The sequence below is a fragment of the Martinezella lusitana genome, assembly GCF_010668395.1.
GTDB classification, from domain to species: Bacteria; Pseudomonadota; Alphaproteobacteria; order Rhizobiales; family Rhizobiaceae; genus Rhizobium; species Rhizobium lusitanum_A.
Genome location: NZ_WUEY01000023.1, coordinates 1 through 21,530, shown reverse-complemented (window position 1 = coordinate 21,530; position 21,530 = coordinate 1). Strand labels below are relative to the sequence as shown.

Genomic DNA, 21,530 nt, shown 5'->3' with positions numbered 1-21,530 from the left:
TGAGACCTCTATTTGATATACCAGCCCCAGGGCTTGTCGGTGACGTATTTGGTGATCTGCTTGGTCTCGAGATAGTTTTCGAGGCCCCAGCGGCCGAGCTCCCGCCCGATTCCGGATTCCTTGTATCCGCCCCATGGGGCCTCGGTGAACGTCGGCTGCGAGCAATTGATCCAGACAATACCTGCCCGGAACGCTGCGGCGACGCGTTCGGCACGAGAATCGTCTTTCGACATGACGGCGGCGGCAAGGCCGAAACGGGAGTCGTTGGCAAGCTCGATTGCCTCCTCCTCGCTCTCGAAGGGCCTGATGCATACGACCGGACCGAATATCTCCTCGACCCAGGCGGCGCTGTCGAGCGGAACGTCCGTCAGCACGGTCGGGCGCAGATAATAGCCTTTGTCGAACCCTTCCGGGCGCGTTCCACCGCAGGCGATCGTCGCCCCGGCCTTGCGGGCGCCTTCGATCGCTGCGACCACCTGATCGTACTGCCGCTTCGACACCAACGGCCCGAGAAGGACGCCTTCTTCCAGACCGTTGCCGATCCTGATCTTGCCCGTCTCCTCGACGAGGCGCGACAGCAGGCGCTCGTAGATTTTTTGATGCACGAGCACGCGGGACGTTGCCGAGCAGACCTGGCCCTGGTTCCAGAAGATGCCGAACATGATCCATTCCACCGCCTCGTCGATATCGGCATCGTCGAACACGACGAAGGGCGACTTGCCCCCAAGCTCGAGACTGATGCGCTTGATGTCGCGGGCCGCGGCCGCCATGATCTTCGATCCCACCGGACCGGAGCCCGTGAACGCCAACTTGTCGACGCCCTTGTGATCGATGATCGCCTGTCCCGCGACCGAACCCGAACCGGTGACGATGTTCAGCACGCCCGGCGGAAGTCCGGCTTCATCGGCGACGGCGGCGAGCTCCAATGCGGTGAGCGACGTCAGCTCGGCCGGCTTGAGAACGACCGTGCAGCCGGCGGCCAGAGCGGGCGCAACCTTCCAGGCGGCCATCAACAACGGATAGTTCCAGGGAATGATGGCGCCGGCGACGCCGATCGGCTCCCTGACCGCCTTCGATGTGAAACGATCATCCGCGAGAGCTATCGTTTCCACCGGATTGTTGTCGAGCTGCTCGGCAAGTCCCGCATAGAAATCGAAGCAGCCGGCGGCGTCGGCGATATCCCAGTCGGCCTCCGGCAACGGCTTGCCGTTGTCGATGACCTCCAGACGAGCGATCTCCGCTTGCCGGGCGCGAATACCCTTGGCGATCGCGCGCAGGTATTTCGCCCGTTGTGTGCCTGAAAGCTTCGGCCAGCCGTCCTTGTCGAAGGCTCGCCTGGCCGCCCTGACGGCGACATCGACGTCTTCGGCCGTTGCGGCTGCGATCGTCTGTACGACGTCTTCGGTCGCCGGATCGATTACCTCGCAGACGCCCCCCTTGAGAGGCTTCACCCAATTGCCGTCGATGTAGAGTTCGCTTCGCATCTTCATATCCTTGCTGACATCGGTCGCCGCGGCGCTAGAACCGGTCGACGCGATAGGGTTTCATGTCCACGGGCGGCTTGAGACCAGTAATGATGTCCCCCATCAGCCGGGCGGTGGTCGCCGCATAGGTCAGGCCGAGATGACCATGGCCTGTCGCGTACCAGAGGTTTCTTCGCTTGGCGGAAGGCCCCATCACGGGCACCGTGTCGGGAAGAGCCGGACGGTGTCCCATCCACTCCGTTGCCTGGCGCGGCTGCAGATCGGGAAGCGCCTCCCTGGCTCGCTTCACCAGCACTTTTGCCCGGCGATAATCCGGCGCCGCATCAAGGCCCGCCATCTCGACCGTCCCGCCGACCCGGATGCCGCCGGCCGTCGGCGTGACCATGAAGGTACGCGCCGGCCATATGATCGAATGACGCATCGAAACGCCGGGATCCATGATCTGCGTGTGGTAACCCCGCTCGGTCTCAAGCGGGATGTACTCTCTCAGCATGTCCGAGAGCCGTGCCGTGAAGGCGCCTGCCGCAAGGACAAACTTGTCTGCAGCAAGCAATCGTCCGTCGTTCAGCCTGACGGCGGATAGGCCCTCCTCGCGATGCTCGAAGCCGATCACCCCGCCTTGTTCGATAATGCCCCCCAGGGCTCTGAACCTGTCGGCTATGGCAAGGACGAACCCATAGGGGTCGGCGATCGAACGATTGTCCGGGAACAGGACGGCCTTTGTGATCTTCGTCGTCAGCGCCGGTTCGAGATCGCGGATGGCATTGCCGCCGAGGATCTCGTGCCGGAACCCAAAGCGTTCGAGAATTTCGATATGCTCGCGATCGGCCCGGAACTCGGCCTCGTCGGCGTAAAGACTGAGGCATCCTTCGGCGCTCAGCATATGCTCGAGACCAGTCGTCTTGAGGAAGGCTCCAAGATCCTCGTGGACGCGTGCGCACAGCGCCGCGCCGGCTTCTTCAAGCTGTCTCAGCCTGGATGGGCGGCTTGCGGCTATGAACCGCAGAAACCAGGGGATCAGCCGCGGCACATAGGAGGGCCGGATGCGAACGGGCCCTTCGGGATCGAGAAGCCATTTGGGCATCTGCGCCCAGATACCGGGGCGCGAGGCAGGCATGAATTCCGTCACCGCGATGCTGGCCATGTTGCCATAGGAGGCGCCCTGCCCCGGCGCGCTCTTGTCGACGAGCACGACGGACTGGCCGCGGCACTGCAACTCATAAGCAAGGCTGGTTCCGATTATACCGGCGCCGACGACAACGATTGAAGCCACTTCACGTCCTCAAAAATGGGTATCGAGGCGCCACCGCACCGCGATACCCGATCTGCTCACCAGTTCAGGATAGGTTGCATCGCGGCCTTGAATTCAGCCTTCTCATCGGCCGTCAGCTCGCCGAGCGGCGCGCGGCAATTGCCGACGGGCAGGCCCTGAAGATCGCAGCCATACTTGACCTTCTGCACGAACTTTCCACTCTCGAGAATGTTCATCGCACGATAGAGCACGATCATCTTCTCGCGCGCGGCGGCAAGATCACCCGAGCGGAAGGTTCGATCGAGATCGACGCAGGCCTTCGCCATGCAATTGGCGGGTCCGCAGATCCAGGCGTCCGCGCCCCAGAACATGAAGTCGAGGGCGATATCGTCCGACCCGGAGATCAGATCAATGCGGCCCTTGTACCGAGAATGAATGTCGATCGCGCGCTGGAGCGAGCCGGAGCTTTCCTTGATGCCGAGAACGCGGGGATCGTCCGCGAGCGCATCGAGAATATCGAAGCCGATCTCGACACCATCCTTGTACGGATAGCTGTAGAGCACGAGGTTGATGTCGGTTGCGTCGAGCACCCTGCGAAAATGGGCAAGGAGTTCGTCCTGCGTGGGGCGTGTATAGAAAGGCGTCGCCAGCAAAACGGTATCGTAGCCGATTTCCTTCGCGCGAAGCGTGTTTTCAATGACCTCTCGGCTAGCAGGCGCGTTCGTGCCGGCAATCAGCGCTTCGCCTTCCCTTGCGAAGTCCTTGACGAACTTCAACACGTCGTCGCGCTCTGCATTCGACAGCGCGGAATACTCGCCCGTCGACCCCATGGGCACCCATCCGGTCACGCCGGCGGCGCGCAGCGCGGTTAGATGTCGTTCGAAGGCCTTGAAATCGACCTTGCCGTTCGCATCGAAGGGGGTGATGAGCGCGGGCATGACGCCGGACAGTTTCATGAAAATCTCCTGTACGTGAAGCGATTGCGTTTAGATGGCGAGTTTCTTGAGTATGCGCGCCTCGATGAGGGAGACGGCTCGCGTCAACGGAAATGCGATGACGAAATAGATCAGGGCGACGACGGTCAGAACTTCGACGGGACGCGCGGTATTGTTCGAGATGTTCTGGCCGACGAACATCAGGTCGGCCATGCCGACCGCCGAAACCAGGGCGCTCTCCTTGAACAGGCTGACGCAGTTCGACAGCAATGTCGGGACCGCGCGCAAGACGGCCTGCGGAAGCACGACGTTGACGATCTGGACATTTCGGGGAAGTCCGAGAGCAACGCAGGCATCCAGTTGCTCCGGTCCGATCGACTTCAGACTCGCCCGGAAGGTTTCGCTGGTGATCGCCCCCATGTAGAGGGTCAATGCGATGACACCCGATGCGAGGTTTGACAGCTCGACGCCAAGCAGCAGAGGCAGGCAAAAGAAGATCCAGAAGAGCTGGATGAGGACCGGCGTGCCGCGAAAGAACTCGACATAGATGCTGGAGACGGCTTTTAGCACGAGATTGCGGGACGTTCTGGCAAGGCCGACCAGAAAGCCGAGAGAACATCCGAGCACGATGCAGGTCACCGTCAGTTTTACGGTCATCCAAAGACCGAGCAAAAGCGCGTGCTCGAAGCGCAGAAGGATCGAGAAATCGAGTGTCATCCTTGGCCTCCTAGCTGACGAGAAGCTGTCGGCGGCGTTCCAGGAAGCCGACGATCTGCGTGATCGGAAAGGACACGGCGAAATAGATCAGCGCCACGACGGTGAATGTTTCGATCGGTCTGTACGTTTCGGTCGCGAGCGTCTTTCCCTGGTACATCAGGTCCTGGATTGCGACGATCGCAACGAGCGCGCTCTGCTGGAAGATGACGATGCCGTTCGTCAGCAAAACGGGGATGGAGGCACGGAACGCCGTCGGGAAGACGATGTAGAGCACGCGCTGCAGCGGCGAGAGGCCAAGCGCAATCCCCGCGTCGATCTGCTCCTTTGGAACCGCCTGGATTGCCGCCCGATAGGCCTCAGCGTTGAACGCCATGAGGTTCAGCCCGAGCGCCAGCACGCCCATGGTGATCGGATCCAGGAAGACGTCGAAGATCATCGGAACGCAGTAGAATATCCAGACGATCTGAACGATGGCGGGCGTGCAGCGGAAAAATTCGACGAAGAGCACGAAAGGCAAGCGGACCAGCCTGTAGGGGCTCATGATCAGAAGGGCCAATCCAAAGCCCAGAACGATGCCGATGACATTGGCCGCCGCGGTCAGCTCCAGGGAAACCCACAATCCCTGCAGCAGCGGCGCGATCGATACAGCGTTGAAGTCGAACGTGTAGTTCACGCGACCGCCCCCTGCTGCTTGATATGGAAGACGCGGTCGATGAATTCCTTGGTACGCTCCTCCCTGGGAGAGCCGAGCACCTGTTCGGGAGGGCCATCCTCCACAACGACGCCGCCGGCACAGAAAATCACGCGCGAGGCGATATTCTTCGCAAACCACATGTCGTGGGTGACGATCATCATCGGCATGTTCTGCGATGCCAGTTGCAGGATCACCTGCTCGACCTCGCTGACAAGCTCCGGGTCGAGCGCCGACGTGACCTCGTCGAACAGCATCAGCTTGGGATCCAGCATCAGGGCGCGGGCGATGGCGACGCGCTGCTTCTGACCGCCGGAGAGCTGGGCGGGATAGGCCCTGGCCTTCGCTGCCAGGCCGAACCGTTCCAGGAGGGCCTCCGCGCGCGCCATCGCATGTGCCTTGGCTTCCCCGCGCACCTTGCAAGGCGCGAGAACGAGGTTCTGCATCACGTTCAAATGCGGAAAGAGCGTGTAGTGCTGAAAGACCATGCCGATCGACCGGCGGACTTCCGTATCGATGAGGGTCTTCTTGCCGGCACCTCCGGACGAAATATAGGCTTTGCCGTCAAAGCTGATCGACCCGCTGTCTATCTGCTCCAGGCCCATCATCACCCGGAGCAGCGTGCTCTTGCCGCCGCCGCTCGGGCCGATGACAACGACGCGTTCGCCAGGTTTCATTTCGATGTCGATGCCTTTCAGCACCTGAATGGCTCCGTTGCCGTAGCTCTTGTGAAGGGCCTGCATTTTGACGAGGGGAAGGCTGAAGGACATGGTCATGGCCGATCTCGGTTTGTCTGAAAAGCGAGAGAGTGCGCCGGCGACGAAGCGCCGACGCCGGGCGGGACTTAGTTTGCCCCCTTGAGGACTTCCTCGACGGCCTTGCGGATCAGCTCGTCGACATGACCGGTAGCTACCTTCTCTTCGAGAAAGATGTTCGCGACTTCGACGTCCGCCGCGGACATGTTGTGCGGCAGACCGAAAGATACGCCTTGCTTGGCAAGCGCGGGCTGCGGGTTCAGGGCGACGGCCCAGTCGGGATTTGCCTGGGTCAGAAGCTGGTTGGTGTCGGAGGCGTCGACCAGAATGTCGGCGCGCTTCGAGGTAAGGGCCAGGCGCGTCTCGTCATTGCCGGGAAGACGCATGATGGTGGCATTCTTAACGGCTGCCGAGATTGCCTTGTCCTGGGCTGTTCCGGACATGACGGCGATCGTCACACCGGCCTTGTCGATATCCGCCACCGAGACCGCCGTCGCCGGAATCTTCGGATTGTTCTTATTGTAGGCGAGCGAGATCTGATACTCCATCGCCGGGATGGAGAACTGAACGGCCATCGCGCGGGTGGGCGTCCGGTTCAGGGCCAGCGAGACGTCCCATTTTCCGGCCTGAAGACCGGCAACGATATTGTCCCATGTCGTATCGACAAATTGCGGCTTCACCTTGAGAACATCGGCAAATTCCTTGCAGAGATCGGCAAAGAAGCCCGAATACTCGCCCGTTGCCGGATCGCGCATGACGTAGGGCGGCGCTACGGCTGCTCCACACCTCAGGACACCGGCCTTCTGCACGCCCTGCCAGTAGCCATCGGCGGTTTGGGCATGTGCTGTGGTGACGGAAAGACCTCCCATGAGGGCGAGCGCAGGCAACGCCCGCAAGGCGGACGTGATCAACTTCGAAAGCATCGGCATTCCTCTTTTGCTGTGCGCGAAGCGCGGTTCCACTCGTCGGCTTTGGCCGTTTCTTTTCAATTTTTCTGTCGGCTGCGTGTCGACTGACAAATTTATGTCAACAGCGTGTCGACAAAGTCAAGCGGAAAAATTACATTGCCGACACGCTGCTTTTCTGACCCAATGCAGCATGCGCCGATGAAAGGGACCTAAGTGTCTGACGAAACCGAAGTGAAACGCGTCCGCGGAACCGGTTGGAAAAGCGTCTATGAAACGCTGCGAAACGAAATTCTCGCTCTCGCCCTGCCGCCGGGCCAGCTCCTCGACGAGATGAGTCTGGCCGAGCGTTTCGACATGTCGCGATCGCCGGTGCGCGAAGCCCTGATCCGCCTGGGCGCCGACGAGCTCGTCGTCACGCTCTCCAACCGCAGCACGATCGTCGCGCCGATCGAGGTGGCGACCTTTCCGAAATACGTGGAAGCACTCGACATCGCCCAGAGAATGAACACGCGGCTGGCGGCGGCGCTGCGAACGGATACCGATCTGAAGCTGATCGCCAAGCGGGAAAAGGCCTTCGCGACCGCGGTCAGAACCGGAAACCATCTGGCGATGTCGGAGGCCAACAAGGAATTCCACATGGCGATCGCCTATGCCGGCAAGAACCAGTATCTGGCGACCTTCTACGACAAGCTCCTGTCTCAGGGCCAGCGCATGCTGCATCTGCATTTCGAATATCTGGAGCGCACCCACGAGGGGTATCTTCTCACGGACGAGCATAGTCTGATGCTGGAGGCGATCCGCGACAAGAACGTCGATCTGGCGGATGAACTCGCTCATGCTCACACCCGGCAGTTCCAGGATAACTTCATCAACTTCATGCGCGAGAACTACACCACCGACGTCCCGCTCGGGTCCGCGCGGGCGGCGCAGTAGGTGGCGGGGATGAAAACAATCGGCTTTGTCGGAACCGGCGCGATCACGGAAGCCATGGTGCAGGGTCTCCTGACCGGGCCTAAGCACGTATCCGCCATCCATCTCTCGCCTCGCAATGCGGACATCGCGGCAAGGCTTGCCGCCAGATTCGACAATGTGACCGTTGCCGCCGATAACCAGGCGGTCGTCGATCGCAGCAACATCGTCGTGCTGGCCATACGCCCGCAGATTGCCGAAGACGTGATACGCGGGCTCCGCTTCAGAGATGGACAAAGCATCGTCAGCGTTGTCGCGACGATGGAGCGCCAAAGCTTGCTCGACTGGATCCAGGCGGACATAAGTCTGGTTCAGGCGATCCCGTTGCCTTTTGTCGCGGATCGTCGCGGCGCAACCGCCGTCTATCCGCCCGATCCCGAAATAGCAGCCCTTTTCGATGCCCTTGGCACCGCCGTTCAATGCGAATCCCGAAAGGAATATGATCTTCTTGCCGCTGCCAGCGCCATGATGTCGACCTTCTTCGGCGTCATGGAGTTCACGACAGACTGGCTGGAAAAGAACGGGCTCGATCGCTCGAAGGGACGAGCCTATATTGCGCCGCTATTTGAAAGCCTCGCGCAGCGGGCCAACGAAGGCAGCGGACATTCGTTTCACGCGCTCAGCGAAGAATTTGCAACGAAGGGCGGGTTGAATGAGCAGGTCCTGTCGGATTTCGAAGAGAGAGGCGGCCGTGCCGCAATAGTCTCGGCATTGGACCGGGTTTTCGCTCGCATTGAAGGACGGAGCGGCAACGCCGAACGAGATGGGTCGCCTTGAAGGGATCCGAACGACCGGCCACGTCGCTGGCACCGCACTCCTCCCGGGACATTCGACTTGCAGATCCGCAACAATTCCCGACTTGTTTGATGACGCCGTAACTTGCGCTGAGCGACGCGAATCAGCGGCGGCGCATCGTGTGGAATGGTCACCTTCCGGATCCCGCATACCGAATTTCGCAGCTGAGAATTCGAAGGAGACCGGGCATTGTTCGCCGCTGCCGAGCCGCACCGGTACGGATAGTCTGCGGCTGCCGATATCAACAATGATGGCGAATTGCCGATCTGCGCGCCTTGGGGCGTAGCCAAGGGTTGAGTTCGGCTACGCGCCGACTACCTCGAGGCTACGTATTACCAACGCAGGCGTTCAAGTATTGACTGGAGACGACTTAAGATAAGCACTCGCTCTCGAAATGCAATTTGCGGGAAACGATGCAACTTCCTGCAAGCTCCAGAGTAGATTTGATTAAATTTGCGTAATATTCATAAATGTCAATTGTCTTTGCCAGTCTTATCTGACCTCCTAGGCGGTGCAGCGTCAAAAGCGGCGAGCAGGAAGCTCCTTGTCTGCAATGTTTCCGATTTATAGAGCAGGCAACCGCCGCCATGCATTGTTCCACGTCGCATAGGCAGACACCGGCTCACCGCGATTCATGAGCCAGCAATGTCCTTCCTCCGAGATTCGATATTCGGAAATAGAATCCTTCCCATCGTCACCCCGATCCGCCCGGCCGGCGTTATCCGCACCATTGCGGCGACGCCACAACATGGCGGCGGCAGAGCTCGGTGCGTTCGGATGCGCCGGGAGAGCTGCGGCTACCGCCTGCCGGGAAGAGCCGCCTTTTCGCAATCGACGTTCCCACTCTCTTCAACCGAAAGCAGACGCGGATGATCTTGCCGTCAGGTGTCACCCCACCGGACCCGGCCGCACTCGCCGGAATCTTGCATCACGTTTCCGAGCTGATGGCATCGGGAAACAGCCAGGACGCGATCAATAGCCTGCTGGCTGTTCAGGATCTTATCCGATCGCAGCCTTTGGCCTGCTGCACGCTCGGCTACCTGCTGCTGCACAATGATAGATCGCCGGAAGCCATTTCCTGGTTCGAGGCCGCCCTTGCCGTCAACCCCGGCGACGCTCAAGCGCTCTCGGGCCTCGGCATGGCCTGCCAGGCCACCGGGGATCTTGCGCGCGCATTGCAGTGTTACGAAGCCGCGCTCGTGCCCCGTTGGAACCACGCCCCTGCCTGGTACTATCATGGTGCCTTGCTCACGCAGCTGGGACGTTTGCGCGAGGCGCTTTCGAGCCTCGACAAGGCAATAGAGCTTCAGGATGACTACGTCGCAGCGTTCACCAAGCGCTGCCAGGTTCTATCGGCGCTTGGCGACGTTTCGGGAGCGGCCCTGTCGGCCATGCGTTGTTGTCAACTGGCGCCGAACGACGCATCGTCCTGGCTGCTCTTCGGCGATCTCTGCATGAAGCACGATGACCTCGGACGCGCGATATCGGCCTACGACAAAGGGCTGGAAGTCTCGCCGGCAAACTTTCAATGTCTCTATAACAAGGGATTTGCGCTCAAGCGGACGGGGCAGAGGGAGGCTGCCCTTGCTCATGCACAAGCTGCATTGCATATCGAACCGGACAACAAGGATGCACTGCTGTTCTGCGCCGGCATCGAGCAGGAACTCGGCAATACCGGGCAGGCGTATGACTGTTTTCGCCGTGTCGCGGCCAAGGGCGTCGCTCGCAGCTACCGAGCGAAATGCCAGCCGGCACGCTTCCAGGCGCTACTGCTCTTTTCGCCGTTTTCCGGTAACACGCCCTATGAAGATCTGATCAGCGACAGCTGCTACGACGCCGATGTCGTCCTTATTCTGCCCGGACATTCCGACGATCCGCGCGCAGTGAATGCGGACGTCGTCGTCAATCTGGTTTCAGAAGCCGATCTCGGGCGAGATATCGTCGCCCAGGCTGGGGATTTCGTCGATTCCATCGGAAAGCCCGTGATCAATCATCCGCAATTGATCCTCGGCACGGATCGCCAGAGCATCGCACAACGGCTTGCGGCCATTGCCGGCGCGGTCGTGCCGGCCACCATTCGGGTAGAGGCAACCGCTTTATACCGGTTCCTGTGCACAAACACTCTCCCGGGCATCAACCTCATCGCCCGCCACGCAGGCACTCATGGAGGCGACAAGATGGAGTTGCTCTCCACCTCTCGGGAATTGAGTGCCTTTGCCGAGCAGGCGGGAGATCAACCTCTCTATCTCACCGATTTCTTCGACTACAGGTCGGCCGACGGCTTTTATCGCAAATACCGCTTCATCTTCGTCGGGGACGAAATTCTCCCTTATCACCTGGCAATCGGGGATGTCTGGAAGGTCCATCACATGTCAACCCGCATGGCGGATGTCGAATGGATGCGCAAGGAAGAGCAGGCATTCCTGGAACGACCCCACGACGTCTTCGGAACCGGGGCCATGGCGGCGCTGGATGCGATCCGAAGAGAGGTGGGACTGGACTATTTCGGGATCGATTGTTCGCTGGATTCCGAGGGCCGGGTCGTGGTGTTCGAAGTCAACGCCTCCATGTTGATCCATCTTCACAACACGGGCTTCGAATATAAAACCAAGCATGTGATGAGGATCAAACAGGCATTCGAACAGCTGCTGGAACGGCGGGCGCAGAGCGCACGACGTATCTTCCAGCCGACGCAAACGCATTTCTCGAACCCGTCCATGACAAGGCAGTATCTGGTCCACTCCCGACCCAGCGAGACGGCGGATGCCGAATTGACGGCACATCGCATGAGATAGAGGGCGCGCGCTTGCAAAGACAGGTCAGCGGCGACGTCTCGCGAGTTCCGCTGTCCGGATCGTCACCGAAAGGATGGGCGACCCATAGCTGTGTCATCACAAAACAAAAAGGAAGGGCTCTCGGCATAGCCGGAGCCCTTTAAGGTTTGAAGGTAAAACCTCCAGAGGGAACAGCCAACGCAGCGCAACAGGGAGGAACGAAACGCCGAACGCGTTGACTATGGAGATAGTGCATCCGACGGGCGTCAAAGGCGACAGATAGAGTGTTCGAATTTTCGCCGGTATCCGACATATATGCCTAATATCCGGCGCAAGCTTGAAACATATCGCCACAACACGGCCACCGCTCGAGCGAGCTTTCGAATTCGCGGGGGCAACGCCTGAGCGAACACGCATATCAGGGCGCTCCTATCGGAACGTTTCAATTCGCGGGCAATTTCCAGAAGAGAAACTTCGGGCAAGATCTTGGAATTCTTTTCTACGATTGTCGGGTCCATTTGGTATCAACCGGAATAGCCATCCCTGTTGGCACATCATATAGTCTATTAAAATTATGGACTAATAACCTCCCTTCCCGCTCGGCAAGCGTAGCTGAAGGACAGATTGTGTGGGGTGACGGCAATGGCAAAACAGGTGATCGAATATGCCGGCGTGCCGGTTGGCATTGTCGTACCGGACCGGGACTTGCTCAAGTTCATTGCCGTGAAATTTCATGTGCATGAGCTCGATGGCCAGCACTTTGCGTCGTCATCGGAGGTGTTGCGCGCGATCCATAAACTGATGCTCGTATCGAGCGCCGGCGCCCATCGCGCCGCCTGACGGGGAGAGAAATCATGGCCAGGCTACGCCACTTCTTCCGTCTCTCCGCGCAGCGCGACGATATCGAAACGAAGCTTCTTCTTCGAGAATTCAGCGCGCTGTTCCTCGAAGACCCTTTCGAGGACGGCACTGACAAGGAGCTGCGAGCGAAATGCGCGGAACTCTCCGCGGCAATCTCCTCGCGCCGCTTCAGGCACCGTCATTGATGGAACAGGCCGAAGTTTTCATGAACGCTGCAACCTCTCCCTTGCGGCGAAGAGCCGTGCGGATCCATGGTCTCGGCCGCCGCTGAAGATCGACCTCCTCCATCGCCATCGCCAAGGAACGCTGCGGCGCTCAATCAGGACATCATACATGCATAGCGGACTATTCTCCAAAAGAGCCTCGGTGTTGAAAGCGACATTGAGGATGGCGGCGCTGCTCGTCATCCTCCCGTTTTCGTTTCAGACGACGGCGGTGGCGGGTCAGAAGGTGCTTCTGTCCTATGAGGCAACGCCTTCTGCAGGCTTTCACCTGCCGCAGCTTGCCAAGGCCAGCTACGATGATCGGGCAGCCTTTTCGGTTGACGTGCTGAGGGAGATCGTACCGAGGATCGTAGCGGCCAACGGGATCGATCCTGCGACCTTGGAGACGGAGGTGACGCCGGGCGGTTATCTCCTGAAAACAAACGCGTCGCTTCAGACCGAGGGAGACCTTGATGACGTCGCGGCCGATCGGCTTGCCGGCTCTCTGGGATACGTCTTCCGTCAATACAGCGTCCTTGCCTCTCGCCTCGACGACACCACCGGCCGAACCGGCTTCGTCGTCGTGCGCTTTCCCAAGGACAGCCTCAACGCTGCCGTCGCCCAAAGGTTCTTCGAGGCGGCGGACGCTACGAGAAAGGGCCTGGGCGGTGGCTATACGGTGTTCGGAGACGAGCAGATTTTCCTTAATGTGACCAATTCCGAAGGAAAGCCCTATAGCGGCCTCGACGACACGGCTTTCCTTGAGGGCCTGAAACAAACGGCCGCATCGTTTCGCGATCCGGAACCGGAAGTGTCCGCCTCCGGCAGGGCGGCCGCGCGATTTATCGGGAATGATTGGGACAAATCCCAAAGAGGCGAGGATTATCTGAGCCTGCTCGGCGGATCCGGCTCTGAACTGGTAAACAAGCTGGACGAGATCGGCAAGGACTATGCATCCCTCGTCGAAAAGACGTCGGAGATCAAAGGCTGGAGCCGAGATGAGTGAGGATCCGTATGAGGCGCGCGGCATGAACTGCCCGGCCCTTTCTATCGTCTTTGCGCTCTCGCAAGGGCCTGAAGCACAGGGTCGGACCAGAGCCTGACCCAACGAGACCATCGCCATCGACCAGATCTAAATTTCGGAGATCCCATTCATGCCTGCCACGACCCAGCCCCTCGTCCTCGATCACGCGGTTATTGGCGTACTCGACCAGCTCGATGCCGCCGCAGCTCTTTATCGCAAGCTCGGATTCGCGCTGACGCCGCGAGGCTATCACACGCTCGGCTCGATCAACCATCTCGCCGTCTTTACCGACAACTATCTGGAGCTTCTGGGCTTTCCAGCGGAGGGCGCCAAGGCCAGGAGTGATCTCTGGTCGTATCCGGCAGGCCTGAACGGTCTTGCCTTTCGCACCACCGATGCCGCCACCCTGCAAGGCGAATTGGCGGCAGCCGGCAAACCGGTGACGGATTGGAAGGATTTCTCGCGCCCTGTCGACGTCGATGGCGTGCAAAAGCCGGCAAGCTTCCGTACCTTCCAGATCGGCGGAGATGCGATTTCCAATGGCCGCTTCTTCTTTTGCCAGCACAATACGCCGGAGCTGGTGTGGCGGTCGGTCGATCAGAACCATCCGAATAGTGTCGTGAACATCAGCGATGTCTTCATCGTCAGCCGCGCGCCCCAAACGATCACGAGGCTGTTGGATGGATTTCCTGCGGCGTCGGCCCCTCAAGCCGGCAAGGACGGCATCTCCATTCAGGCCGGCATCGTCACGATCCACCTCCTATCGGAAGACAGCGCCGCCGCCCGCTTCGGGCAGGCCATTCCGCAGGGCTTCGACGGCAATGAGCGCAAGGTCGCGCTCGGACTCAAGGTTCGCTCCCTGAAGGCCGCCGCCGATGCTCTGGCGCTCGGCGGCGTTTCGCCTCGGCCGTTCGAAGACGGCCTGCTTGTTGACGCCGAGGCCGCCAATGGTGTCGCTCTCTGGTTCAAGGAATAGACCGGGACCATTCATTCCCACGACGATATCGATAACCCGATCGCCGATCGTCGGCGGAGACGACGATAAATCCGGTCGCAAACGCGCGGCTGCTCGCCTAAAGTTTCATTGTTAAAACAGATCAGAGCCAGGAAACATATGCATGGCCACCCAGCCCGTCACCACACGCATCGTGCTTGCGTCCCGCCCGACCGGAAAACCGGTCGCGGCCAATTTCCGGCTTGAACAAGAGACGGTTCGGGATATCGGCGAAGGCGAGGTTCTTCTCCAGATCCTCTATCTTTCTCTTGATCCCTACATGCGCGGCCGCATGGACGATGCAAAATCCTATGCCAAGTCAGTCGAGATCGACGGCGTCATGGAAGGGGGAACGGTCGCCCGGGTCGTCGGCAGCCGCAACGCGGCGTTCAAGCCAGGGGATATCGTTCTCTCGCATTCCGGTTGGCAGAGCTATGCGATCTCGGACGGGTCCGCATTGCGCAAGCTTGATCCGGACGCAGCGCCGATCACGACGGCGCTCGGCATTCTCGGCATGACCGGCTTTACCGCCTATGCAGGGCTTCGCAATATCGGCAAACCCAAAGCCGGCGAAACCCTGGTAGTCGCCGCGGCAAGCGGCGCCGTCGGCTCCGCAGTCGGCCAGATTGCCAGGATTTTCGGAGCGCGGGTCGTCGGCATCGCCGGCGGCGCGGAGAAATGCGATTATGCAAGCCGGGAATTCGGCTTCGACGCCGTGATAGATCACCGTTCGAGCGATTTCGCCAGCCGGCTCGAGGCCGCCTGCCCGAATGGCATCGACGTCTATTTCGAGAATGTCGGCGGTCACGTCTGGAACGCGGTGTTTCCGTTGCTCAACGACTTCGCGCGCGTCCCGGTCTGCGGACTGATCGCCCACTACAACGAAGAGCCTTCGATTTCGGAGGGACACAATCAGCTTCCGACGGTGATGCGAGGCATCCTGCGCCGAAGCCTGACGATACGAGGCTTCATACAGCGCGAATTCGTCGACCAGCGCCCCGATTTCTATCGCGAGGCGGCGCAGTGGATCGCAGAAGGGCGCCTCAAGTACAGGGAAGACATCGTGGACGGACTTGAGAACGCACCGGAAGCGTTCATGGGCCTTCTCGAAGGAAAGAATTTCGGCAAGCTGATCGTGCGCATAGCCCAATAGCGGTGGTATTGCCTCGACAGCTCCGGCGAACGCGGAAGCATCGCCGCCTGCCGAATAGCGCAAAGAGGCCCGTTCCCGGCAGAGGTGCCTTGCGAATGCTTTGCTACCAACGGCATTGAACTCCCGCTGCGTGGCGGGAGCATTTGGCATGTTGTTGTCTATACCCCGCCCAATTCCGCCACTTCGCTTGTCGTGCTGAAGGGCGTGATGATCTTTCGGTAACCGACCGCGACGGGCTTCTTGCCGGAGACGGCAAATTCGCCGACGACGCGGTCGTGATAGATGCGCGGATTGTGCGATGTAATCGTGCGGGCATTGCGCCAATGACGATCGAGGGCCGTTGCTCTTTTGGCCGCCGATGCCCCGAGAGCGTCGAAGAGCACGGTCGTCGCCTCCAGGATCAGCTTCGAGATAACCGTCACCGACTGGCTCGTTTCGATCTCTGCCAGCAGATGAATATCCGTTTCGGTCGGGTCAACTCCGGCGAGGTTGGCTTCATAGGATCGCTGAAGGGCGGTGGCGACGTTCAGCACGATGGCGCCCGCGGCATATGCCGGGCCCCTCACCCGGCCGACGACTTCAAGGACCTGAGGATCCTCCGCGCTCGCCGCGCCGTTCCCGCGAGGGTATATGCGTGCCCGCGCGCCCACATGCCGCGATAGCTCGCCGGCGGCGGCTCGGCCGATCCCGGCAAGGCTTGCGAGATGCACAAGCTGAAAGAACGCCGTCGTATAGGGGAAACGCGCCGAATTCGGCTTGATGTGGAAGCTTTCCAGCCGGACATCCTTGAATCGTGCCGTGCCGCTGCCGCTCAGCGCCTGCCCGAAGCCATCCCAATCGTCCAGAATTTCGACGCCTGCTGCCGAGGTCGGGACAAGGGCGGCGATCGGCTCTCCCGATCCGTCAACCGCGCCGAGATTGATCCAGTCCGCGTAGATCGAGCCTGTCGTGTAGAATTTTTCGCCGTTCAGGCGATAGCCGTCACCATCCGTGACAATCGTCGTCGCATAGTCGCCCACCTTGGCCCCGGCGAGCTCGGAGAACCCGCTGCCGATCATCTCGCCGCCGCCCAGGCGGGATAGCCACTCGTCGCGCCATTGATCATGGGGCGCGTTGAGGAGATCCTCCGTAAAGCCTTGATGACTGCGGAAGATATTCGTGATGTTGGGATCCGCCGCCGATAGCTCGATCAGAAGAGCAAACAACTCCGGCAAGGTCAGTTCGCTCCCTCCATAGGCTTTCGGAATGCGAAGACCGCCAAATCCCGCCTCGCGCAGCCATTCGACCTCCCTGAAGGGGAGGCGCCGCTCCTGATCTCTCTCGATCGCGGTTTGAGCGATCCGCTCGAAAATCGGGCGGAAGTGGGCGGCGATCTCATCATATCGGGCGCTGGGACCGCTGCCCCAGCCGTCACTGATCCTGGTCATGCAATGCTCCTTGAATTGCGGCCTGCCCGAACTGAACCTGCGTCATGAGCTTTCCTCCCGCCGGCTTGCTCGTGCCCATATCGGATTTGCCGGCTGCCGGACCGGCGACCCCCAGCCATGCCAGAAGCTGCGATCGCAGCCGGTCGAATTCCGCGCCGCCCGCCGAACGGGGGCGCGGCAGATCAACCGGCGCCTCATGGGCCACGATGCCGTCCCGCATGACCAGCACACGGTCGGCAAGCAGCAGGGCCTCTTCCACATCGTGGGTGACGAGAAGAACAGCCTGACGATGTTTCTGCCAGAGATCGGCGACGAGTGCCTGTGCCTTGATGCGCGTCAGGGCATCGAGCGCTCCGAAAGGCTCGTCCAGCAACAGAAGATCGGGATTGCGCACAAGCGCCCGCGCGAGCGAAGCGCGCTGGGCCTCGCCACCGGACAGATCCTTGGGCCAGGCATCGCGGCGGTGGGCAAGACCAACCTCGGCCAGGGCATTTTCGGCTCGCGCCTTGTTGCGCCCGGCGGGCAGCCCCGCAACGACATTGCTCCAGACCTTTTTCCATGGAAAGAGCCGTGGCGACTGGAACGCAACGCCACGCCGGCGCGAGACAAAGACCTCGCCTTCGATTTCGCGATCGAGACCCGCAAGGATGCGAAGCAGCGTACTTTTGCCGCAGCCACTCGTGCCCAGCAGCGCGACGAACTCCCCTCGCCTGATATCGAGGCTCAGGCGGTCTATGATCGTTCTGTCTCCGAAGCGGCGAACGACGCCCTGAACGCTCACGGCAAGGCTGGCAGCAGGATTGGGAGCGGAACTGTCCATCCTCACGCCCCGTCGAAGTTCTGGCGCCAGCGGAGCAATATCCGCTCCAGCAGCCGCACGACCAGATCGGCACTGAGCCCGAGAAGGGCATAAATGACGAGGCAGAGAATGATGATATCGACGCGATAGACCTCGCGTGCATGCATGATGAGATAGCCAAGCCCGCCTTGAGCATTGACGGTCTCGGCAAAAACGAGCGCCAGCCATGCAGAGCCCAGCGAATAGCGCAGGCCGACCAGGAGGTTGGGCAAGGCACCGGGCAGGATGACCTGAAAGATCAGAGCGGCTCGCCCGAAGGACAGGGTCTGCGCTGCCTCGACCAGCGCCTTGTCGACATTGCGGATGCCGGCAAAGGTGTTGATGTAGAGCGGGAACGTCACCGCGAATGCGACGAGCGCGATTTTCGGCGTCTCGTCTATGCCAAGCCAGATAATCAGAAGCGGCACGAGGCCTGCCCATGGAAGGGTGCGTGCCATCTGCATCGGAGCGTCGATCAAATCCTCTCCCAGGCGGAAAAGTCCCGAAACGAGCGCAAGACCGACACCGATGACGAAGCCGAAGCAAAAGCCAGCCGCGACCCGCTGCAGCGACAAGGTCAGGGCGTCGGAGAGATCGCCGCTGGTAATGAGATCGATCAGCGTCGCCCAAAGCGTCTGAGGCGTCGGCAGAAGGTCCGGCGATATCCAGCCGTAACTCGTGCCGACGGACCACAGCAGCACCAGCGCTGCAGGGCCGAGCCCCTTGCCGATGACGCCGCCCGGAATAAGTCGCCGATGCTGACGGCCAAGCGGCACAATACGCTCGAGATCCGCAAGCTCCGACCGCGAAACGGTTCTTCGAGGTGTCGATAGAGGCGACGTATCGTCCGAAAGGCTTGCTAGCGTCGCCATCAATTTTTCTTTGCGAGCTTCTTGTTTTCGCTGTTGATCACATCGTCAAAATCCTTGGCGACGTAATTCTCCACCTGAAACTCGTTCTTGAATTGCCCGCTCTGGTGAAAATAAGCCACTTCCTGTTGCCAGCCCTTCAAGGCATTCGCATCCGTTGCCGGAGCGTATTCCTGGAAAGAACGGCTGGTCTGGAGATTGGCGGCGTCCGGCGAGATCTGGGACAGCTTGGCGACCTGCGCCGACCATTCCTGCGGGTGGGCGTTGACCCAGGCCTGCGCACGGATGATCCGGCGCGTGAGATCTTCAAGAGCAGCCTTGCGAGCAGGATCCGCAAGCGAGGAGGTCGGTGCGTAGAGCACGCCGGCCGTATCGATGACCTTGCTCAGGGACTGGAGGATGCGGGCGCCGTGCTGCTGCTGGGCGATTGCGGTATTCGGGTCCCAGACGACAAAGGCGTCGACCTGGCCATTGACCAAAGCGGACAGGCCATCCGTCGTGTTGAGGTTGAGGATCAGCTTTGGATCCCACGGCACGCCGGCCTGTTCCAATGCCTTGGCGAATTGATAGTGCTGCTTGGTGAAGTAAGGCAGCGCCACCTTGCGACCCTTGAGATCGGCCACCTTGCCGAGATCGGAATCCCCGCGCACCAGAATGGCGCTGCCGCTTTCCTTGCGCTCCCAGGTCGCGGCCAGGATCGTCACCTTCACGCCGTTTGCAATCGCCGAAAGCACGCCGGTATCGCCTCCCGCGGCGATATCCACATGTCCGGCCCTTAGCGCCTCGACAAGCGGCGGCGTCGAATCGAAATCGGCCCACTTGATCTTATAGGGTACATTCTCGACCTCGCCGGCGGCAATCAGCTGACGGTGGAGGCCGGTCTTGTTCGGCGTCCCGATTGTGACCGTCACCGTTGAAAGATCGGCTGCGGACTGGGCCGATGCGGACATGGAGAACGAGGCCGCCAGAGCGATTGGCAGGACGACTCTCTGAAAAAGGCGCGACAAACAGGTCATTCCGATAATGCCTTTCCTTGGCGACGGACGAGAACAGCGCATCGAACCTACGCGGTCGAACGCGTCGCTGTTCGATGACCGAGACAGTAGGAAAGCATTGGCTTCATCGTAAGAAAATTTTATCTATAGATTTTATAGACTATAAAAATGCTTTCCCATTTGCCGGGCGATTGCGCCTGGCTCCGCCGTCGTCACCGGCAAACTCCGGCGCTAGGTTTGAAGGAGGAAACGGCACCGCACGGGAGCGAAATCATGAGCCAGAAGACGATTTCCAAGGACACCTTTCGCAATTGGCTGGAGGATGGCAAGGAGCTTGCCGTGCTCGACATTCGCGATCCCGCCATTGTCGGCTATGCTTCGCCTTTATTTGCCACCAACCTGCCGGCAGACCGGGTTGTGAACGAACTCGGCCGGTTCGTGCCGCGCAAAGCCGTTCGTACCGTCCTTGTCGATGCGGGCGACGGGATTGCGTCGCGCCTGTCGGACGAGCTGGGGGCGGCCGGCTGGCCGAATATCTTTGCGCTCGAAGGCGGCATACCAGCCTGGACCGCAGCCGATGACGGCGCTCCGCTGCCGACATTCGACATACCCGGCGTGGACTTCTCCAAGGCCGTCGAAAAGGAAAGGAAGACGCCAGCCATTTCGGCGCTGGAGCTGAAAAAGCTGCAGGACGCAGGCGAAGACGTGATCGTCATCGATACGCGCACGGTGGCGGAATTCGCCCGTGATCACGTCCCGGGCGCAGTCAGCGTTCCCGGGGCGGAATTGGTTTTGCGCTATAGGGATATTGTCCCCTCGGAAACGACAAGGGTCGTGGTTTCCTGTGCCGGACTGCCGCGCGCCATCCTCGGCGCCCAGACGCTCATCGACGCGAACGTTCCAAACCGGGTTGCCTATCTCGACGACGGAACAAAAGCCTGGAGCGCTGCGGGCCTTCAACTGGAAAGCGGCAGGACACGCATCTATCGCGACCCGACGGACGAGGCGCGCGACTTCGCGCGCCAGCATATCGCAACATTGAGCGAGCCTGATCAATTCCCGGAAATCGATCTCGATACGGCAAGAAAGTGGGCCGGCGACCCCAATCGGACCACCTACCTGCTCGACGTGCGGACACCCGAAGAATTCGAGACGGTCCATCTTGAGGGAACCTTGTCGTCCGAAGGAGGGCAATTGCTGGGCGTCGCCTACCGCACCATCTCGGTGAGAGGCGCAAGGGTGGTCCTGATCGACGATCTTCTTGGCGTTCGGGCCCGTACCGTTGCCCATTGGCTGCAACGGCGCGGCTACGAAATCGCGTTGCTGCTGGTCGATTTTCACGCATCCGATCGGCAGGTTTCAGCAGGGGCAGTTGAGCTGGCGGCGCAATGAAATTGCGCCGGGCGGCTTCATATCGCCAAGAGAACGGCCCCATTGCCTCCTTGCTTTGACGCAGCGGCTTTCTGAACCGATCCAAGGCGCCTGCCGATCGCTGGGCGTGGATGCCTGCGGCATGATCGCGCCTCTGTCGCTTCTGCCCGTTTCGCCAGCGATATTGAACCGCCCAGCACAGGCCCATTGCGCCTACTTGCCGCTGATGACGCCGGCAGCTCCCTGCCTGCGGACGGGTATACACATGACAATACCGTGACAATTACGCAACAGAATACGCTGTTCTATAATCTATAAATTTTATAGAAATACATTACTAAACATCGCCTCCAAGTCCCGTCATGTATCATGTCGGAATCGAGACTGAATGTCTTGGTTCTCCCAGATCAGGGGTCAACGTTTGAAAACCAGGTGGGGTAGGGCGCGTCGATTTTCTCGGCGTGGATAGTCATACCTAATCGATATTGGAACTGGAGTTACTATGAACATCAAGA

At 60.2% G+C, this 21,530-nt stretch carries 20 protein-coding genes; 9 read left to right on the top strand and 11 right to left on the bottom strand.

All coding sequences use genetic code 11. The features are described 5' to 3' along the window. Positions 1-8: 8 nt before the first annotated feature. The 7 genes from GR212_RS30540 to GR212_RS30510 all read right to left on the bottom strand — a co-directional run bounded on the left by GR212_RS30540 (position 9) and on the right by GR212_RS30510 (position 6,757). Entirely contained in the window at positions 9-1,484 is a 1,476-nt protein-coding gene (locus GR212_RS30540; protein ID WP_163992639.1) for an aldehyde dehydrogenase family protein, read from the bottom strand. A 34-nt stretch (positions 1,485-1,518) separates the two neighbouring features. Continuing rightward, positions 1,519-2,757 carry an FAD-dependent oxidoreductase gene (locus GR212_RS30535; RefSeq protein WP_163992637.1) on the bottom strand — a complete coding sequence of 413 codons (1,239 nt, stop codon included), beginning with the start codon at positions 2,755-2,757 and terminating at the stop codon, positions 1,519-1,521. 56 nt (positions 2,758-2,813) lie between these two features. Then, positions 2,814-3,692: a dihydrodipicolinate synthase family protein gene (locus GR212_RS30530; RefSeq protein WP_163992635.1), complete on the bottom strand. Its 879-nt coding sequence runs from the start codon at positions 3,690-3,692 to the stop codon at positions 2,814-2,816. A 30-nt stretch (positions 3,693-3,722) separates the two neighbouring features. Further along, complete coding sequence (locus tag GR212_RS30525; RefSeq protein ID WP_163992632.1) at positions 3,723-4,388, bottom strand: amino acid ABC transporter permease; 666 nt, start codon at positions 4,386-4,388, stop codon at positions 3,723-3,725. 10 nt (positions 4,389-4,398) lie between these two features. After that, positions 4,399-5,061, bottom strand: coding sequence for an ABC transporter permease subunit (locus GR212_RS30520; RefSeq protein WP_163992630.1), 663 nt, complete (start codon positions 5,059-5,061; stop codon positions 4,399-4,401). Beyond that, positions 5,058-5,855 carry an amino acid ABC transporter ATP-binding protein gene (locus GR212_RS30515; protein ID WP_163992629.1) on the bottom strand — a complete coding sequence of 266 codons (798 nt, stop codon included), beginning with the start codon at positions 5,853-5,855 and terminating at the stop codon, positions 5,058-5,060. Before GR212_RS30515 ends, GR212_RS30520 begins: the two co-directional genes overlap by 4 nt. A 68-nt stretch (positions 5,856-5,923) precedes the next feature. Then, positions 5,924-6,757 carry a substrate-binding periplasmic protein gene (locus GR212_RS30510; RefSeq protein WP_163992627.1) on the bottom strand — a complete coding sequence of 278 codons (834 nt, stop codon included), beginning with the start codon at positions 6,755-6,757 and terminating at the stop codon, positions 5,924-5,926. 198 nt (positions 6,758-6,955) lie between these two features. On the opposite strand from GR212_RS30510, the gene GR212_RS30505 reads away from it, so the two are divergent. The 8 genes from GR212_RS30505 (at position 6,956) to GR212_RS30470 (ending at position 15,515) form a co-directional block, all read left to right on the top strand. Further along, on the top strand, positions 6,956-7,675 hold the full coding sequence (locus GR212_RS30505; RefSeq protein WP_163992625.1) for a GntR family transcriptional regulator: 720 nt from the start codon (positions 6,956-6,958) through the stop codon (positions 7,673-7,675). A 9-nt stretch (positions 7,676-7,684) separates the two neighbouring features. After that, the gene (locus GR212_RS30500) at positions 7,685-8,488 is read left to right on the top strand and encodes a pyrroline-5-carboxylate reductase (protein WP_163992623.1); all 804 of its coding nucleotides are present in this window, start codon (positions 7,685-7,687) and stop codon (positions 8,486-8,488) included. An 887-nt stretch (positions 8,489-9,375) separates the two neighbouring features. Beyond that, on the top strand, positions 9,376-11,301 hold the full coding sequence (locus GR212_RS30495; protein WP_163992620.1) for a tetratricopeptide repeat protein: 1,926 nt from the start codon (positions 9,376-9,378) through the stop codon (positions 11,299-11,301). 621 nt (positions 11,302-11,922) lie between these two features. Continuing rightward, complete coding sequence (locus tag GR212_RS30490) at positions 11,923-12,120, top strand: hypothetical protein (RefSeq protein ID WP_163992618.1); 198 nt, start codon at positions 11,923-11,925, stop codon at positions 12,118-12,120. 14 nt (positions 12,121-12,134) lie between these two features. Further along, the gene (locus GR212_RS30485) at positions 12,135-12,326 is read left to right on the top strand and encodes a hypothetical protein (protein WP_163992616.1); all 192 of its coding nucleotides are present in this window, start codon (positions 12,135-12,137) and stop codon (positions 12,324-12,326) included. A gap of 307 nt (positions 12,327-12,633) precedes the next feature. After that, positions 12,634-13,350 carry a hypothetical protein gene (locus GR212_RS30480; RefSeq protein WP_163992762.1) on the top strand — a complete coding sequence of 239 codons (717 nt, stop codon included), beginning with the start codon at positions 12,634-12,636 and terminating at the stop codon, positions 13,348-13,350. Positions 13,351-13,498: 148 nt separating this feature from the next. Beyond that, on the top strand, positions 13,499-14,344 hold the full coding sequence (locus GR212_RS30475; protein ID WP_163992614.1) for a VOC family protein: 846 nt from the start codon (positions 13,499-13,501) through the stop codon (positions 14,342-14,344). Positions 14,345-14,486: 142 nt separating this feature from the next. Next, on the top strand, positions 14,487-15,515 hold the full coding sequence (locus tag GR212_RS30470; protein WP_163992612.1) for an NADP-dependent oxidoreductase: 1,029 nt from the start codon (positions 14,487-14,489) through the stop codon (positions 15,513-15,515). Between the two features lie 158 nt (positions 15,516-15,673). On the opposite strand, the gene GR212_RS30465 is transcribed toward GR212_RS30470, so the two are convergent. Genes GR212_RS30465 through GR212_RS30450 form a run of 4 tightly spaced genes read right to left on the bottom strand, consistent with a single transcriptional unit; the run spans position 15,674 to position 19,599 of the window. Further along, positions 15,674-16,942: an acyl-CoA dehydrogenase family protein gene (locus GR212_RS30465; RefSeq protein ID WP_163992609.1), complete on the bottom strand. Its 1,269-nt coding sequence runs from the start codon at positions 16,940-16,942 to the stop codon at positions 15,674-15,676. After that, the gene (locus tag GR212_RS30460) at positions 16,926-17,762 is read right to left on the bottom strand and encodes an ABC transporter ATP-binding protein (protein WP_163992607.1); all 837 of its coding nucleotides are present in this window, start codon (positions 17,760-17,762) and stop codon (positions 16,926-16,928) included. The genes GR212_RS30465 and GR212_RS30460 overlap by 17 nt, the downstream gene beginning before the upstream one ends. Positions 17,763-17,764: 2 nt before the next feature. Then, the gene (locus tag GR212_RS30455; RefSeq protein ID WP_163992606.1) at positions 17,765-18,652 is read right to left on the bottom strand and encodes an ABC transporter permease; all 888 of its coding nucleotides are present in this window, start codon (positions 18,650-18,652) and stop codon (positions 17,765-17,767) included. Continuing rightward, positions 18,652-19,599, bottom strand: a complete 948-nt coding sequence (locus GR212_RS30450; protein WP_163992604.1) for an ABC transporter substrate-binding protein — start codon at positions 19,597-19,599, stop codon at positions 18,652-18,654. Before GR212_RS30450 ends, GR212_RS30455 begins: the two co-directional genes overlap by 1 nt. A gap of 318 nt (positions 19,600-19,917) precedes the next feature. On the opposite strand from GR212_RS30450, the gene GR212_RS30445 reads away from it, so the two are divergent. Further along, complete coding sequence (locus GR212_RS30445; RefSeq protein WP_163992602.1) at positions 19,918-21,036, top strand: rhodanese-like domain-containing protein; 1,119 nt, start codon at positions 19,918-19,920, stop codon at positions 21,034-21,036. The last annotated feature ends 494 nt before the right edge of the window (positions 21,037-21,530 follow it).